Origin of the sequence: Chitinophaga rhizophila (genome assembly GCF_019492185.1) — a bacterium.
In the GTDB taxonomy this organism is placed as follows: Bacteria; Bacteroidota; Bacteroidia; order Chitinophagales; family Chitinophagaceae; genus Chitinophaga; species Chitinophaga rhizophila.
In genome coordinates, this window is the sequence record NZ_JAICCF010000001.1 from 1,738,859 (window position 1) to 1,756,013 (window position 17,155).

Consider the following 17,155-nt stretch of genomic DNA (forward strand, 5'->3'; position numbering starts at 1 on the left):
AATACAAAAGGCGTCCTGCTTATCGCAGGACGCCTTTTTCAGTTGCAATGATTTCCGTTTATAAGTTGTTATGCTGCATGTCTTTATAATTGTCCTGCATCTGCTTCAGTTTCTCTTTACCATAGGCCAGACGGGTAATTACCACGTACAGTACCGGTACGATAAAGATAGCCAGGAAGGTAGCAGTGAACATACCGCCTAATACAGTCCAACCCATCGTTTTACGAGACTCTGCACCCGCGCCGCTTGCCAATACCAGCGGCAGGATACCCAGCAGGAACGCCAGGGAAGTCATGATGATAGGCCGTAAACGCAGCTTGGCAGCCTCCACGGTCGCAGTTACCACTTCCATACCTCTGTCCACACGTTCTTTTGCGAACTCTACGATCAGGATCGCATTCTTCGCAGACAAACCGATCAGCGTTATCAGACCGATCTGAGCGTATACGTTATTGGTCAGGTTTGGCAGGAAGGTCAACGTTACGATCGCACCGAATGCACCAATAGGTACAGCAAGCAGTACGGAGAATGGTACTGACCAGCTTTCATACAGGGCAGCCAGGAAGAGGAATACGAAAATAATAGACAGGGCAAAGATGTAAACCGTCTTAGAACCTGACAATATCTCCTCACGGCTCAAACCGGAAAATTCGTATCCGTAACCTTCAGGCAGTACCTCTGCAGCCACTTCTTCCAGTGCCTTGATAGCGTCGCCACTACTAAAGCCGGGAGCAGGGCTACCATTGATCTCGGCAGAGCGGAACAGGTTATAATGGGAAATAACCGGAGCGCTTTCTGTTATTTTGTAGGTAGTCAGCGCACTCAGTGGTACCATATTACCGGATGAGTTTTTCACATAATACTGCGCCAGGTCCTTGATATCGCCACGATAGGCAGAATCCGCCTGTGTTACCACACGGAAGTTACGGCCGTATACGGTGAAGTCATTGACATAGGCACTACCCAGGTAAGTCTGTAAGGCAGCAGCAATGGAAGAGATCTGCACACCCATTTTCTTCGCTTTCTCACGATCTATTTCCAGCTGATAACCAGGGGTACGCGCAGTAAAGAAGGAGAATCCTCTGGATATTTCTTTACGCTGGTTGATGGCCATTGTGAACTTCTGGAGTACGCCTTCAAATTCCTTGATGTCGCCACCACCACTCTTCTGCTGAAGAATGAAGGAGAAACCTGCAGTAGAACCCAGACCTGGAATTGCCGGAGGCGGAATTACCACCACATTGGCTTCTTTAAATCTGGACAATTTCGCCTGTAACTCTGCTACTACACCAAATATCTGCTGTGCCTTATCCTTACGCTGATCCCACGGTTTCAGCTGACAGAAGATAGTACCACTGTTAGATTTGGTGGCAAAACTTACTACGTTCAAGCCACCCAATGCTGCATAGTGACCAATTGCTTTCACGCTATCCAGCGTATGCATCATCTCAGTCATTACAGCTACGGTACGTTCAGTGGAAGAAGATTCCGGCAGGTCAAATGTCACAAACACACGACCGTCGTCTTCTGTCGGAATAAAGCCGGTAGGTTTACCTCTGAACAATAACAATGTACCAACCATCATACAAAGCAGGATGATCAGCACATAACGCGACCAGCGGATGCTTTTCTTCACACCCAGTGAATAACGGCTGGTTACGTGACCAAACCAGATATTGAATTTGTAGAATAACTTGTTCAGACCTTTTGAGTTCTGATCCAGGTGCATAGGACGCAGGATCAGGATACACAGTGCCGGTGTCAGGGACAATGCCACAAATGCGGAGATCAGTACAGAGATGGCGATAGTGATCGCAAACTGCTGATACAGACGACCTACGATACCAGGAATAAAACCTACTGGTACGAATACAGCTGCCAGGATCAATGCGATAGCGATTACCGGTCCAGAGATCTCTTTCATCGCGGCATAGGTAGCGTCTTTTGGCGACATCTGCTCGTGGTCCATATTATGCTGGACGGCCTCCACTACCACGATAGCATCATCCACCACTATACCAATGGCCAGTACGAAACCGAACAGGGTCAGCGTATTGATGGTAAATCCGAGTGGTATAAAGAAGATGAACGTTGCAATAATTGACACCGGAATTGCCAGTACAGGAATAACGGTTGCTCTCCAGCTTTGCAGGAAGAGGAACACTACGATCACCACCAGTACCAGTGCTTCGAGCAGTGTTTCCACCACTTCATGTATAGACACTTCGATTACAGACACCGATTCAAACGGCACCACATAGGCTACGTCTTTCGGGAAGGTTTTCTTCAGCTGCTCCATTGTTTCGGTTACTGCTTCGGCAGTTTCGATCGCATTACTACCTGGTGCCTGGTATACCAGCAGGTAGGAAGCCCTCTTACCATCTACAAAGGAGTTATTGCTGTAACTGAACTTACCCAGCTGTACGCGGGCAACGTCTTTCAGGTACACAACAGCGCCATCATCAGGGCGGGTTTTGATAATGATGTTACCAAATTCTTCTGCCGTAACGAGACGGCCTTTCACGAAAATGGTATACTCATATGTTTGCCCTACTTTTTGTGGTGGTGCACCAACGGTACCCGCAGAGATCTGTGCATTCTGTTCTGTGATAGCGGCTCTTACCTCTTCTGCTGTAACACCCATCTGGGCCAGCTTGTCAGGTTTCAGCCACACACGCATACTAAAGTCGTCAGCACGGGTGAAGATATCACCCACCCCTTTTGCACGGAGCAAGGCGTCTTTGATGTATACGTTGGTATAGTTATCCAGGAATGTTACATCATGTGTACCATTCGGAGAATATAAGGCAACCAGCATGAGGATGCTGGGGTTACGTTTTCTTACTGTAAGACCAAGACGTTGAACCTCCTGAGGCAGGGTTGGCTGTGCAATACCTACACGGTTCTGTACGTCCAGTGCGGCGATATTGATGTCAGTACCTACTTCAAAGTTGACGGTTAAGCTCATTGCACCACTGTTGGTACTATTACTGGTCATGTAGGTCATGCCAGGTGTACCGTTCACCTGTACTTCCACGGGGGTGGCTGTGGTCTGCTCCACCGTCTGTGCATCAGCGCCGATATAGGTACCGGTCACCTGTACAGTGGGGGGCGAAATTTCCGGATACTGGCCGATGGGCAGGTTTGTCATCGCCAGCAACCCTACCAGTACCAGTACAACAGATATAACTATTGCGGTAACCGGTCTGCGTATAAAAGTATTTGCAATCATGTTTCTTCTTCTATTGATTCAAACTCTAACTGTTATCTATTTCTTAGCTGCGGCAGGCGGCGCTTTCTTCACTGTGCTGGTATCAATTTTACCACCGTCGCGCAGACGCTGTAATCCTTCTGATACTACCAGATCGCCTTCCTGTACACCATCCATCACGACGATGCGATCTCTCAGACGAGGTCCCAGATGCACTTTACGTTGTTCTGCAACAGAGTCTTTTGCAACGAATACGAAAAATTCACCCATCTGCTCTACTACTGATTTGTAAGGGATGATTACGCGTTCGCCTGACTGGTCGTTCAGTACATTCATCACAGCGCTCATACCTTGTTTCAGTTCATTCTTAGGATTGCTGAAAGCAATACGCACTTTAATGGTAGCTGTCAGGTTATCCACACCACGGTCAATAACTGTCAGACGGCCTGGCTCAGAATAAGCCTGTCCGCTAGGCAACTGCAGGCGGAAAGTAGAATCGCCCGGGGCTAACTTTTTATCCTGCAATGCAGAGAAGCGTGGGATATCGTTTTCATTCACCACAAAGTCAACAGCGATCGGGTTTTCTGAAGAGATGGTATTCAGCAATGTGGTACCAGCGCTTACCTGTGCGCCCAGTTTTACCTGAGAGATACCAATACGGCCGGTAAATGGCGCATTGATGATAGAGTAGTCGAGGTCAGTACGCGCGGCCATTAAAGATGCTTCAGCAGCAGCCAGTTGGCTACGGCTTACATCCAGGGCAGCATCTGCATTGTCAACCAGCTGACGGGCAACAGCGTCCTGTTCTGCCAGTTTATGATAACGATCTGCATCTTTCTGTGATTTCGTAAGGTTCGCTTTGGCCTGTGCAATGCTGGCCTGTGCCTGTCGGTAGGCAGCTTCATACTTACGACGGTCTATTTCATAGAGCGGTTTTCCTTTCTGTACCACTTCACCTTCCTTGAAGAAAATGCCGGTAATATATCCTGACACCTGCGCACGCAGTTCCACTTGTTCCAGTGCTACCACAGTTGCGGGATATTTATCGTAGTAAATAGCTGAACCAGTAACTGCTGGCACAACGCTTACCGGAGTAGGAGGCATGACCATACCTGCTTTCTGTTCCGGGCCTTTACAGGAAGCCAGGTAAAATAAGCCTGTAGCGCCAATGAGGAGAATGTGTTGCTTTGTTTTCATCTGAAAATATTTGTCCTTTCAATGATCAGGCTGTACAGACCTGATCAGTTACCTTATTAGTAGTTGTTAGTTGATATAGTACCTAATGCACGTTGCAGGTCCACTTTGCTGGACAGTACAGTGTACATAGAATTATAATAGTTAAGCTGTGCTGAGCGCAGATCTGTCTGTGCAGTGATCACTTCCAGGTATGTTTTGATACCTTCCCTGTACTGCATTTCAATCAGCGAATACACTTCCTGGGCCAGGTCCACGTTCTCCTTCATCACATAATACTGGTTCAGGTTACCCTTGTAAGTAGCCATTGCCTGGGTGTATTCCGTATTGATCTGGTTGCGCATGTTTTCTATATCCAGGTCGTTACGTTTAATCTGCAGTTCTGCCTGACGGATGTTATAGATACGTTTAGAGCCCTGGAAAATAGGTACTGAAATTTTCAGTCCTACCTGTGAGCTGGGCAGATTGTTGCTATACAACTTGGCAAACTCCGGATTCAGGTAGTTGAAGTTGTAGTTAGCGAATGCTGATACAGTAGGCAGGAAGCTCCACTTATTATATTTCAGCTGTGCATCCAGCAGAGTTTTCTGTGTTTCCAGCAACTGCATTTCTATCCTGTTATTATAAGTAACGGTGATAGTCGTATCCAGCTGTACGTTCTGCGCCATCTGTACGGTGTCATACACCAGTGGCAGCGGACCGCTTACCGGGTAGCCCATCAGCTGACGAAGAGAAGCTTCATTTGCTTTCAGCTGTTCCGTTGCGTTTTTACGCTGTGCACGGGTATTGTTGAGAGAGATAGTAGCCCTTTTATAGTCCGTCTTATCCACAATACCACCCTGGTACTGGTTATAAGCGTCTTTCAGGCTACGTTCCAGGCGGATAACGTCTTCATCCAGCACATCTATCTGGCGCTGGGTAAGCAATATACCATAATAAGCCTTGGTTACATTGGCTACCACATCTATACGATAGCTTTCTGTATTCTGCCTGGCCTGTTTACGTACATCGCGGGATGTTCTGCCAGCCAGCAGCAGATCGCGGGTAAACAGGTTCTGGTTTAATTGAAACAGGGCGGAGGAGGAGTTTTCCACACCCAGCTGTACATAGTTACCATTAAAAAAGGAAGTTGGAATCTTCAGATAATGGTTTAAGCTGTAATCTAACCCAAGTTGTGGGTACCAATCCGCCAGCTGACCCTTAATGGTGTATTCAGTGATGTCCTGATCCAGTTGGGCCTGTTTTACAACAGGCTGGTGGGTAAGTGCATACTGAATGCAAGCCTGCAGGGTAGCCTGAGGAAGCAATGAATCGGAGACCTGTTGCGCATAAGTCGGTGCGTTAAACAGCACGGCACTAAGTACGGCGGTCAGATAAAATACTCTTTTCATAAAAGGTTTTGACAATCAGAATCTTCTTTACACCAATCGGTGGACAACGACGATTTTGTCCATTATATATTAATCAATAAAATGCTAATGTGATCTTCAGCAAAACAGACAGGCACAGTTTAGCATTATGCACAAACTGCAAACAGGTAGGTTCAGGTCGTTAACGGTAGATACAATTGTAGGGATAAATGCCGAACATATAAAAGGTGGCAAGTCAGCTCCCATAGGGAGCTGTAGCTAACCTCGTTCCCGCGATTGCACGGCAAAGATAATGACTCGCAATTAGAAACATGTTACCACTGATGTAAATTTAAACAACAGTTTAAATTACTTCGCGGTACGTCCACTGTGAATATGTTTTTCTGCATGGTAGGAGGATCTTACCAGTGGTCCTGCTTCTACATAATCAAGACCCATGTTATATCCTATTTCACGCAATTCTGCGAACTCGTCTGGATGTACAAAACGGACAACCGGTAGATGTTTTGGAGTAGGTTGGAGATATTGTCCGAGTGTCACCACGTCACATCCATTGTCATACAGGTCCTGCATGGCCTGTACCACTTCCTCTTTCGTTTCGCCAAGGCCGAGCATAATACCGCTCTTGGTACGCATACCTCCGTCTTTCAGACGGCGGATCACTTCCAGGCTACGGTGATATTTTGCCTGGATACGTACCTGTTTGGTCAGGCGTTCCACTGTTTCCAGGTTATGAGAAACCACCTCAGGCGCTACCTCAATGATGCGCTGCAGGTTTTCCCACTGACCTCTGAAATCAGGGATAAGCGTTTCCATAGTAGTGTCAGGATTGAGCGACCTGACTGCTTTAATGGTATTGGCCCAGATAATGGAACCACCATCTTTTAATTCATCTCTGTCTACGGAGGTAATTACGGCATGTTTTACCTTCATCAGGTAGATTGCCTCTGCAACACGCTGAGGTTCATCCCAGTCTACAGCGTCGGGCCTGCCGGTAGCAACCGCACAGAATCCGCAGCTACGGGTGCAGACATTTCCGAGTATCATAAAAGTCGCGGTGCCGGCTCCCCAGCATTCTCCCATATTAGGGCAGTTACCGCTCTCGCAGATTGTATGTAATTTATGCGTATCAACCAGGTTGCGGACCTGCTTGTAGTTCTCTCCTATTGGCAACTTAACCCTCAGCCAGTCAGGCTTTTTAGTCCTTGGGGCAGCAGGCGCTGTGCTGCATGGCGTTGCGGTTGTGATCGGTGTTTCTTCCATCGCTGATCCTTTCTTTAGGATACAAATTTAATACTTCTGAACTATTTCTTGTCCCAACGCTTTCCAAACTGCACAGCGATGTAGGCATTAAAGAAAAATTTCTTACCGTCCTGATCGACCATAATCTTCACATCTTTCGTGTAATACTCTGCATTTACACCCACTTCCAGGGCGCTTACTACTTCATTAAATCGCGCCCAGTCAAAGCGAAGACCCGTTTTGGCATGTACTCCGGGGTTAAAGCTGACTTCTCCCCAGCCCTTACCAAAACCAGCCCCTCCGATAATGGAAGACCTGTCCATAAATGCCTGATCATATAATGGATCCTGGCCATATTTGACCTGGACACCCCTTTCCGTGTTAGGGTCTACTATATTCAGATAGTAAGGTTTCTGGAGACCGGCAGAAATACCACCATAATAAATGGCATTTACAAGTACACCATTTTTATTGCCCTTGCCCCCTATCAGCCGCTGCTGACCAACACCAACCTTCACCTGGTAGAAATTATTCTGCTTACCGAAGATATAAGGCTTCTCAGAATAGATAAAACCATATGCATCAACATCTTTCAACGCACCTGGCTTTTTATCCTCTTTCGGATTCTTCTTTTCACCAAACTCAAACTGTGCATAGGTCACTTTCGTTCTGCTTTTTCTCCAGCCCAGTTCAAAAAAACCGCCCCAGCCGTCCGTATTGATACGGCCACCTAAAGAAAATTCACGCTGATACAGGTTCTCTCCTTCTTCCAGCTGCTTGAACAATGAAATCCGCTTCAGCTTGCGTTCCTCCCGTTGTTCCCTTTTTGAAGGAGCGTTTGTATTGGAACTCTGGGCATACAAACCACCCGCCATGGCCACTAAAAGCAAGGATAAGTATAGTCTTTTCACCTGTGTAGATTTGTTTTGTTAAGGGAGTATAGCCTCCCGGCTATGCTATATAAACGCAAGGGGCACTATATTGGTATGCCTGCTGTTACAAACCTACACGTTTTTTCTTTCATGTGTAAATTTGTTTTAGTTTGTAAACCCACGCCCATGTATATATAACGCGTGGATGTCAAAATGGTTACAGGATCCAGTGTTATGCTATTCCGCTTCTTAATAAACGTGCTCCCACCGCACATTCCAGGCACCGCTTCTGCTCACAGTACCCCTGTTTTAACTGCAGCAAAGCCTGTGTCTCTCCTGCTGATCCCGAGGGAATACCAATGGCTTCCCAACCATGTATCAGGTGATTGTCTTCCGGTGGCAGCTGCCCTAAAAAACTAATCGCCTGCTCCTGCCGCAGACTATCCTTTTTCTCCCTGCCATACATATATAATAATGGCAGTACAATGTTGATCAGCATAGCATGTACTGCACGTCTTCCCGGCAGCCGGGTACGCGCCACTGGTACTCCCAGCCGGTAGTGAGTATGCCAGTAATCTGCCGGTTGCACCGCCAGCAGTCGTTCCAGGCTATTCACATCAGGAGCTTCCAGTATACTGGAAAACAACCGGTTATGCTGATGTAGCAGTGCTGCCATTGTAGCTATCCTTACTGAAGGAAAGGAAGCTGGCCGCATCCGCAGCCACTTCCACCGCTGCCCTTCCAGTGGGGTCAGCTTATACTTATGCCGCAGGTAGGCATATTCTTCCTGCAGGCGCTGCATATAATGATCCGGCGCTATATTTCTTGGGCTGTTTGTTAACATGCCGGCTTGTCCAAACAACAATGCCTCCAGCCGCACCATATCCTGCTGATGGCGCAGCAGCAACTTATACGGCAAAGACATAGCCAGTTCCAGAAACAGCTCCCCGTTCACCGGCAATCCTAACCCCCTGGCCAGCGCCCTGTAACATACTTCGTCCCAGTCTGCCTGCGTCTGTACCAGCCAGGTATGAAACATGGCTGCTCTTTGCTCCAGCCGCTCTATGAGCAGCCGGTCTTTCCAGCCGGTCCATACCAGGGAAGGAACTTCTCTGACAGAACCGGCGCAGGGAATGAAAGCAGCAGATTGCCGTAACCATTCATACCGGTGCAACAGCAACTTAGGAATACAATGGCGCAGTTCCAATACAGGAATGCCCTGGGTATGTGTCACATCCATATCATGCTCAAAGACAATATGCAGTACCACATTCCGGTATTGCAGATTGTGCTGATGTCCATGCCGGAACCAATCAGACGTTTTCAGATGTAATTCAACATTTCCCACCCATAGGGTACGGCCTATGCGGATACGTGCGCCGGTAAAATCTGGTCCGGCATGCCGGTTCAGTCGCCCGGGATAATCAATTTGTACATGCTCGCCTTCAAGTGTGGTCAGTCCTGATTGGGTGAAAAGGCGAAATTGCCAGATGTGCTGGAACAGGTCCTCTGACATCAGCGGATCAACAGGTGCAATGGTCATAATTGGTTGGTTAACAGAAACAATAATCGTCTGACTCGATCTATCAAATTAGTGAAAATAAAGAGACGTCCAAAAAATTTAAAAAATTGCTATTTGGAAATTTGATGAAAGTACCCTTAACTTTGCACCCAGTTCTTACACATGACTTATCCAGAAAGGCGGAGGGACTTGGCCCTGCGATGCCTTAGCAACCAACCTGTAGCGATACAGGGAAAGGTGCTAATTCCGGCCCCGGTTATACATATGACCGAGGGAAGATAAGTTGGCAGAGATTGATATTCACTGTAATAAAATACTTGAAGGCTCTTCCAACAACGGAAGGGCTTTTTTTATGCCCGTTCTGGTAGTTATCTGCTTGAATGAATGTCTGATTGTGCGTGTGCCAAACAGGGTTTAAATAACAGTATAATTACTTTGAAGATTGAAAATTTCGACTCAATTATTGCATAGTATCCCGGTGGATGAGTTAACAGGCGCTATCTCTGTTCCTATCTACCAGACCTCCACTTTCGTACAGGAGTCTCCCGGGATTAACAAAGGCTTCGAGTTTTCCCGTGCCAATAATCCTACCCGTAAAGTATTGGAAAATCTGATCTGCGGTCTGGAAGAAGGACATGCAGGCTTCGCCTTCGCCAGCGGCATGGCAGCAATTGATGCTGTTATGAAACTACTCAAAACCGGAGATGAAATTATGGCTGTTGAAGACACCTATGGCGGTATCTTCCAGATGTTCCAGCACATGTTTGAACGCTTTGGTATCAAAGCCAATTTTGTTGATACCAGCAATACAGATAAAGTACTGGCAGCCATCACTCCAAACACCAGGATGATCTGGCTGGAATCTCCTACCAACCCTACCCTGCGCATCTCTGATATCAAATCTATCAGCAAGATAGCCAAACAACATAATGTACTGCTGGTAGTTGATAATACGCTCTGTACACCACTGATCCAGCAACCTATGCCACTGGGCGCTGACATCGTTATTCACAGTGCCACCAAATACCTTGCAGGACATACAGACGTTATTGCAGGTCTGGTAGTAGTCAATTCAAAAACACTGGCAGATCAGCTACGCTTTAACCAGAACATTTCCGGTAGTATTCTCAGTCCGTTTGAAGCATGGCTCACTATCCGCGGTATAGAAACATTGTGCCTCCGCCTGGACAAACAATGCAGCAATGCAATGGCCATCGCTACCTGGCTGTCTGCACATCCTGCCGTGGATAAAGTGTATTACCCCGGACTCAGTACACATAAAAATCATCACATCGCCCGCAAACAGCAAAAGCAATACGGTGCGCTGGTCAGCTTCTCCCTGAAGAATGACAATATTAAAAATGCTATCCGCGTAGTCAATGCAACGAAACTGTTCAAACTCGCTGAAAGCTTTGGTGGTGTAAAAAGCATGCTGGATCATCCTGCCACCATGACACACCGCAACATCCCTGAAGATTTCCGCAAGAAGACAGGCCTGCAGGACTCCTGCATCCGGTTATCTGTAGGTATTGAAGATGCAGAAGACCTCATTAATGATCTCAAACAGGCGCTGGATAAACTCAATCTGCCCGCAGGAAAAACAATGACGGTACTACAGTAACAATTTCTTTTAAAAGCAGGTTATATAACAGCATAACTGCTTTTATCAGACTACTGTCTGCACCCGCAGGGACAATATATTCTTACAACATTTTTCATCATAAAGCAGCACCATTTTATCAACCAGCTGCATTTAAAAGGAAAGTATAAGCACTAAGTATACAACATGGAAAACAAGATCATCAATTTAGGTATTTTCGGATTTGGTTGTGTGGGACAAGGGTTATACGAGGTACTGAACAGGACTAAAGGTATCAATGCCCGTATCAAAAAGATATGTATCAAAGATCCAAACAAGCCGCGTCCTATTGACGCCAGTTATTTCACTACCGACAAAAATGAAATTCTCAATGACCCCACCATTGACGTGGTAGTTGAGCTGATCAATGAAACTGACGCTGCATTTGAAATAGTAAGCACTGCCCTGCGCAATGGTAAAGCCGTTGTAAGCGCCAGCAAACGCATGATCGCAGAAAACCTGCCTGCACTGTATCAGCTGCAAGTAGAAAACAAAGTGCCTTTCCTTTATGAGGCATCCAGCTGTGCAAGTATTCCTATCATCCGCAACCTGGAAGAATACTATGATAATGATCTGCTGAATGCTGTAGAAGGTATCTGTAACGGATCTACCAACTACATCCTTACCAAAATATTTGAAGAAAACTGGAGCTTTGAGACTGCCTTAAAACAGGCTCAGGACAAAGGTTTCGCAGAAACTGATCCTACGCTTGATATCGAAGGTTATGATCCGAAATTCAAGATCGTTATCCTGCTGCTGCACGCCTTCGGTACATTCGTGAAGCCAGAAGAAGTATTCAACTTCGGCATCCATCACCTGAACGATTTCGATATACAGTTTGCCAAACAACGTAACTGCACTATTAAACTGATAGGTAACTGCCGCAGGCAGAACGGGCATGTAAATGCATATGTATTGCCTCACCTGATCCGTGAACATAATCTGCTGTACGATGTTTATAATGAATATAACGGCGTACTGCTGGAAAGTGCTTTCACTGACAAACAGTTCTTTGTAGGTAAAGGCGCAGGTGGTACCGCTACAGGTAGCGCAGTATTGTCAGATATTTCTGCTTTGCTGTACAACTACCGTTATGAATATAAAAAGATCAAACAGTCCAATCAGCCTGCATTTACAAATGATGTACAGCTGAAGATATACCTGCGTTACAGCAATGCATCACAGGTACACCTGACAGACTTCTATAACATCTCTGAGAAGTACGAATCTTCCACCTACAGCTATGTGGTAGGCGTGATCAATCTGCAGAAGCTGAAAGATGCAGACTGGTTAAAAAATAAAGATGTAAATCTGTTGGTACTGGGTGAAGATCATTCCCGCTAGTCATCGTTTAATCAGCCATATATTAGCAAGTAAGCGCCCGGTGTATGCCGGGCGCTTCTTTTTTGTCATAAAAAGAGACGCCTGATCATTGAAAGACCAGGCGCTCAGGTTTAAACGGTTAGCATCGGGATAAATAGGACATAGGTAATTGCTTATAATATTTTTTCCAACGTGGCAGCAAGCGCTTCGCCACGTAATTCTTTTGCGATGATCTTGCCGGATGGATCAATGAGTACATTATATGGGATGTAGGGTACCATATAGAGTTTGGCCGCATTATCCTGAAAACGTTTCAGTGATGAAACATGCGTCCATGCGCTGGTACCATCTTTTTCAATGGCCTTCAGCCACGCCTCTTTATCTCCTTCCGCATCCAGTGAAACACTGAGTATAGTAAAATTGGCATTCTTATATTTGTTGTAAGCCGCTATCAGATACGGACTTTCAGCTCTGCAAGGCTTACACCAGGAAGCCCAGAACTCCAGCAACACATATTTCCCTTTGAAAGCCGACAGTGTAACCTGATTACCGTTTGCATCATGAGAAGTAAAGTCTGGCGCGGCAACACCCAATGCTACCCGCTTCCCTTTCCCGATATATGCTTCCAGCTTTTTTGCCTTTTTGGTATTTTTATAGTTATTGGCCAGCTTACCGAATAACGACTCTCCCTGCGCCGGTGTCAACACGCGCTGAGTGAGCAGATGCTCTAGCGCCGACAGGCTGAAGTAAGACTCCGGATACTGACCAATAAATGCGGCGGCCTGCTGATTCTCCTGGTCACGCAGCTGCACATATACCTGCTGCCTTACCTCCTCGCTTGAGTAATGTGCATTTATACTATCCATTACTCTTTCAATGATCGCCGCATCGGCTTTCATCGCTTTGTATTCATCATTGATCTTTGATCCCGGGAAAATGGCTTCAGCCAAGGGACCATCACTTTTAATCAAAATATCTCCGGGCTCAATAAACAGGCGACCTTTATCATACGCTTTTCCATCGGGTGTCTTCGTAATTGCCAGCAGCGCTTCTGTAGGATTGTCTACTTTTCCTTCTATCACAAAGCGGCCATTGATCATCTCAGTCGAATCCAGCGCAAGACTGTCATTTTCAAGCACAAGTGCAAAGTATACCTTCGCTTGTGGCAGGGTATTTTTAAACTCGCCGGTGAGGCGAAAGTTATTTTTCTGGGCATTTAACAGGGCAGGAAGTAACAAACTCAGGGCCAGCAAACTTCTTTTCAGAACAATGTTCATGGTGAAAATGTATTTTAATGTTAATCGGGTATAACAATAGAAAGGCATTTCCCCTCTAAATCTTAGCGTCTTTGTTGTATATATTTGTAAATAAATACCGCCGCCATGAAAAACACCGCCCCGGATATCGATTCTTATATTGCAGACTTCCCTGAACATGTACAGGTCTTGCTGCAACAAGTGCGTGCTACTATTCATAAAGCAGCGCCGGAAGCGACCGAAGATATTAAGTATGCCATTCCGACCTTTGTACTTAACGGCAACCTGGTACATTTTGCCGCCTTCAAACAGCACATAGGCTTCTACCCTACCCCAACAGGTATAGCTGAATTTGAAAACGATCTATCTGTATATAAGCAAGGGAAAGGGTCTGTACAATTTCCTTTAGACCAGCCTATGCCGCTGGATCTGATTACGCGTATCGTGAAGTACAGGATTAAAAGGATGCAGGAAGAGAAGAAAAAGTAAGACGACAATCGCCATCTTACTCCTGTCATTATTTCTTGTTGATTGCCTCAAGGGCTTCTACTACATTACTCACGGGCAACCCCATCACATTATAAAAGCAGCCGTTGATACGATCAATGCCTACTGCGCCGATCCATTCCTGGATAGCGTATGCGCCAGCTTTGTCGTATGGTTTGTAAGCGTCCACATAATAAGTGATCTGTTCTGTAGTCAGTGATTTGAAATGTACTTCCGTTTCTTTTGAAAAGGCTGTTTCTGTTCCCTTCGCTGTAATCACTACACCTGTAATAACACGGTGTATACGTCCGCCGAGCGCTGACAGTATCCTGATAGCATCTTCACGGTCTTTCGGTTTTCCGATAATGGTATCATCAAGTACTACGACCGTATCAGCGGTAATGATGATATCATCTGCGTTACAGAGGGCCGCAACTGCGGCTGATTTCTGCCGGGCAATGTATACAGGAATTTCGGGAATGGCCATATCCGCAGGAAATGTCTCAGCGGTATCCACCACTTTTACCTCGAATGGAATACCTGCCTGCTCCAGCAATTGCTTTCTGCGGGGAGACTGGGAAGCTAATATTACATGTTGTCCGGTATACATCAGAGTAGTATTTTAAAGAAGATCATTGATAAGATTCCGGTCAGCATCAGCCATTTCACCAGCGAACTTACCTTGTGATAATGTTCCGGGAGGTGCGCCTTCCTTAGTAAACTGTAAATATAAAACACAGGTGCCTGTACCAGCAGGGCCAGGTAAATGATGGCAGACCACCATCCGATAAAGGCGATCCGGATCTGTACCACGAATATCAGTACCAGCAATGCCAGCATCAATGCATAACAGATCTGTTTAGCCGGATTGACTCCCCATACGATGGGAATAGTACGGCAACCATCTTTACTGTCACCCAGCATATCTTCCAGGTCTTTCACTATCTCGCGGATCAGCGAAATAACAAAAGCAAACAGGGCATATACACCGATTACCTGTATCAGTTGACGGCCTACAGGAGATAAAATTGCTTCAAAGCTTTCATAGATCTGCTTTTCATAAAAGCCCACTACCACTACCGCCAGGGCGGTCAGTAGAGAGATCAGTACATTACCGATCAATACCTGGCGTTTGAAAGAGGTAGAGTAAAACCAGAGTATAAGTGAGCAGATTACCTGGGTAAATCCAAGATAAATCACCCCAATGCGCCAGGCAACTATGAAACCGAGAGACACGCCGGCCATATTAAATATGGTGTGCCACGCCATTGCCCACCGGCGGTTAATGATCTTATCAAGCACCATCTTCTCGGGTTTGTTGATGATGTCTATATTGATGTCGAAGTAGTCATTAATAATATTACCTGCCGCAGCTATCAGTATTGTGGATAATGACAGCAGGCAGAAAGATAGCCAGGACAAGGAGGGGGCTTCTCCGTTAAATGTCAGTATCGGCGTAACTACGCAGTACTGTAACAGGAATTGTGTCAGGGCTATATATATCAGATTCGGATATCGGATCAGCCTGAGGAAGGCAGTCAGCAATTTCATAATTTAATAATTGCGGTAAAAATAATTCCGGTTATATATAATATGGTCGCAGCTGTTATTTGCTGGCAACCTCCTCATCCATCATCCAGTGGTCATTCAGCTTGAGTACTTTTTCGATTACCTCGCGTACGCAGCCATGTCCGCCGTTGACCGGCGATATATACCGGCAGATGCCTTTAATCTCAGGGGCCGCATCAGCAGGACAAACTGGTAAACCAACCAGTTGCATGGGCCGGTAATCAGGAATATCATCCCCCATAAACAGGATCTCTTCCCATTTCAGCTCATTCTCGAAGGCATAGTCCTGCAGTTTTTCCTGCTTATCCAATACCCCCATATATATATCTTTTATTCCCAGCCCCTGCAGGCGGCTGACTACACTCTCAGATTTTCCACCGGAGATAATGACTACACGATACCCTTTTCTAACAGCCAGTTGCAAGGCATAACCATCACGGATGTTCATCCTCCGGGATTGTTCGCCATTAGGTAGCAGTTGTACGGAACCGTCTGTCAGTACACCATCTACATCAAATACAAAAGTGGAAACAGGTTTAAAGAGTGACAATATGTTCATGATATATCAATTAGGCATCAGGAATGAAGAATCGCTGTTCTTCATTCCTGATTGCTCAAAAGTACTATAGTTTTTGCTGTCTGCCCTTATCGGCTTTTGTGAAAGTCATAGATACTGTCTGACATTACCTGGTAGATGAGCTTCAGGTATTCGTCATCCGCCACTAATTCACGGTGACGGGACATGGTTATTTCATCTTTGCGAACCGCCGGACCTGTCTGTACTGACTCCGGTGGGAATTTTTCCAGGCGGTCAAAAGTCTCCTTAATAATAGGTTGCAGCAAAGTAAAATCAAGACCGGCGCTTTCGCAATACTGTTTTGCCCGGGCCATGAGGTGATTAGTAAAGTTATTACACAGCACTGCAGCCAGGTGTAGCTGTAGGCGTTGCTGGGAGTTAACCTCTCTGATATCAGGGCTTACGCTCTGGGCAACCGACCGCAGTCTGCGCATCACTTCTTCATTAGATCCTTCCAGCAATAAAGGGATGGGTGGGAAGTTCTTCACTTCTTTACGGAGAGATTGTAATGGGTACATTACACCGGTATTAATCGAAATCTTTTTGATAGCATCCAACGGTACAGCGCCCGCAGTATGCACAACAAAACGTTTACCCAGTCTTAACTCGTCATTCAATTCCGGCAGGGCAGCGTCGCTGACAGCCATCAGGTAAACATCGGCCTCCATGTTAATATCAAGGAGATCATTGGTACCTGTGGAATGTAATGCTTCCGCCAGTTCTACAGCATGTTCCTTACTACGGCTGATCACCTGTAAGATCTGGTGACCATGTAGTTTCAATAAATGACCAAAACAATGCGCCACATTTCCTGCGCCAATAATTACTATATCCATTCGGTGTAAGGTTAAATAATATATTATGGTGTACCGGTTACATTAACAGCAATGCGGA

The 17,155-nt window shown here is 46.1% G+C and carries 14 protein-coding genes and 1 riboswitch; of the genes, 3 read left to right on the plus strand and 11 right to left on the minus strand.

Going from position 1 to position 17,155, the window contains the following annotated elements:
* Positions 1–58: 58 nt before the first annotated feature.
* From K1Y79_RS06480 to K1Y79_RS06505, 6 genes are all read right to left on the minus strand, one after another.
* Complete coding sequence (locus K1Y79_RS06480) at positions 59–3,232, minus strand: efflux RND transporter permease subunit (protein WP_220249183.1); 3,174 nt, start codon at positions 3,230–3,232, stop codon at positions 59–61.
* Between the two features lie 36 nt (positions 3,233–3,268).
* The gene (locus tag K1Y79_RS06485) at positions 3,269–4,408 is read right to left on the minus strand and encodes an efflux RND transporter periplasmic adaptor subunit (protein ID WP_220249184.1); all 1,140 of its coding nucleotides are present in this window, start codon (positions 4,406–4,408) and stop codon (positions 3,269–3,271) included.
* Between the two features lie 56 nt (positions 4,409–4,464).
* Positions 4,465–5,796: a TolC family protein gene (locus K1Y79_RS06490; RefSeq protein WP_220249185.1), complete on the minus strand. Its 1,332-nt coding sequence runs from the start codon at positions 5,794–5,796 to the stop codon at positions 4,465–4,467.
* 327 nt (positions 5,797–6,123) lie between these two features.
* Positions 6,124–7,038 (minus strand): lipoyl synthase, encoded by a 915-nt coding sequence (gene lipA, locus K1Y79_RS06495; protein ID WP_220249186.1) that lies wholly within the window; start codon positions 7,036–7,038, stop codon positions 6,124–6,126.
* A 41-nt stretch (positions 7,039–7,079) separates the two neighbouring features.
* Positions 7,080–7,928 (minus strand): hypothetical protein, encoded by an 849-nt coding sequence (locus K1Y79_RS06500; protein ID WP_220249187.1) that lies wholly within the window; start codon positions 7,926–7,928, stop codon positions 7,080–7,082.
* Between the two features lie 193 nt (positions 7,929–8,121).
* Positions 8,122–9,432: a DUF2851 family protein gene (locus K1Y79_RS06505; protein ID WP_220249188.1), complete on the minus strand. Its 1,311-nt coding sequence runs from the start codon at positions 9,430–9,432 to the stop codon at positions 8,122–8,124.
* Positions 9,433–9,575: 143 nt separating this feature from the next.
* Positions 9,576–9,696: riboswitch (SAM riboswitch) on the plus strand.
* A gap of 157 nt (positions 9,697–9,853) precedes the next feature.
* Between K1Y79_RS06505 and K1Y79_RS06510 the strand changes: the two genes are divergently transcribed.
* Positions 9,854–11,032: a trans-sulfuration enzyme family protein gene (locus K1Y79_RS06510; protein WP_220249189.1), complete on the plus strand. Its 1,179-nt coding sequence runs from the start codon at positions 9,854–9,856 to the stop codon at positions 11,030–11,032.
* A gap of 165 nt (positions 11,033–11,197) precedes the next feature.
* The gene (locus tag K1Y79_RS06515) at positions 11,198–12,394 is read left to right on the plus strand and encodes a homoserine dehydrogenase (protein WP_220249190.1); all 1,197 of its coding nucleotides are present in this window, start codon (positions 11,198–11,200) and stop codon (positions 12,392–12,394) included.
* A gap of 152 nt (positions 12,395–12,546) precedes the next feature.
* On the opposite strand, the gene K1Y79_RS06520 is transcribed toward K1Y79_RS06515, so the two are convergent.
* A complete protein-coding gene (locus K1Y79_RS06520) occupies positions 12,547–13,650 on the minus strand; it encodes a TlpA disulfide reductase family protein (protein WP_220249191.1) in 1,104 nt (367 codons plus the stop codon).
* A gap of 105 nt (positions 13,651–13,755) precedes the next feature.
* Between K1Y79_RS06520 and K1Y79_RS06525 the strand changes: the two genes are divergently transcribed.
* Positions 13,756–14,118 (plus strand): iron chaperone, encoded by a 363-nt coding sequence (locus K1Y79_RS06525; protein ID WP_220249192.1) that lies wholly within the window; start codon positions 13,756–13,758, stop codon positions 14,116–14,118.
* A gap of 28 nt (positions 14,119–14,146) precedes the next feature.
* Here the strand turns inward: K1Y79_RS06525 and K1Y79_RS06530 are convergent, their stop codons facing one another.
* The 4 genes from K1Y79_RS06530 to K1Y79_RS06545 all read right to left on the minus strand — a co-directional run bounded on the left by K1Y79_RS06530 (position 14,147) and on the right by K1Y79_RS06545 (position 17,097).
* Positions 14,147–14,725 (minus strand): Maf family protein, encoded by a 579-nt coding sequence (locus K1Y79_RS06530; protein WP_220249193.1) that lies wholly within the window; start codon positions 14,723–14,725, stop codon positions 14,147–14,149.
* Positions 14,725–15,666 carry a geranylgeranylglycerol-phosphate geranylgeranyltransferase gene (locus K1Y79_RS06535; protein ID WP_220249194.1) on the minus strand — a complete coding sequence of 314 codons (942 nt, stop codon included), beginning with the start codon at positions 15,664–15,666 and terminating at the stop codon, positions 14,725–14,727. The genes K1Y79_RS06530 and K1Y79_RS06535 overlap by 1 nt, the downstream gene beginning before the upstream one ends.
* Positions 15,667–15,721: 55 nt before the next feature.
* A complete protein-coding gene (locus K1Y79_RS06540; RefSeq protein WP_220249195.1) occupies positions 15,722–16,243 on the minus strand; it encodes a KdsC family phosphatase in 522 nt (173 codons plus the stop codon).
* 86 nt (positions 16,244–16,329) lie between these two features.
* The gene (locus K1Y79_RS06545; protein WP_220249196.1) at positions 16,330–17,097 is read right to left on the minus strand and encodes a Rossmann-like and DUF2520 domain-containing protein; all 768 of its coding nucleotides are present in this window, start codon (positions 17,095–17,097) and stop codon (positions 16,330–16,332) included.
* Positions 17,098–17,155 lie beyond the last annotated feature (58 nt).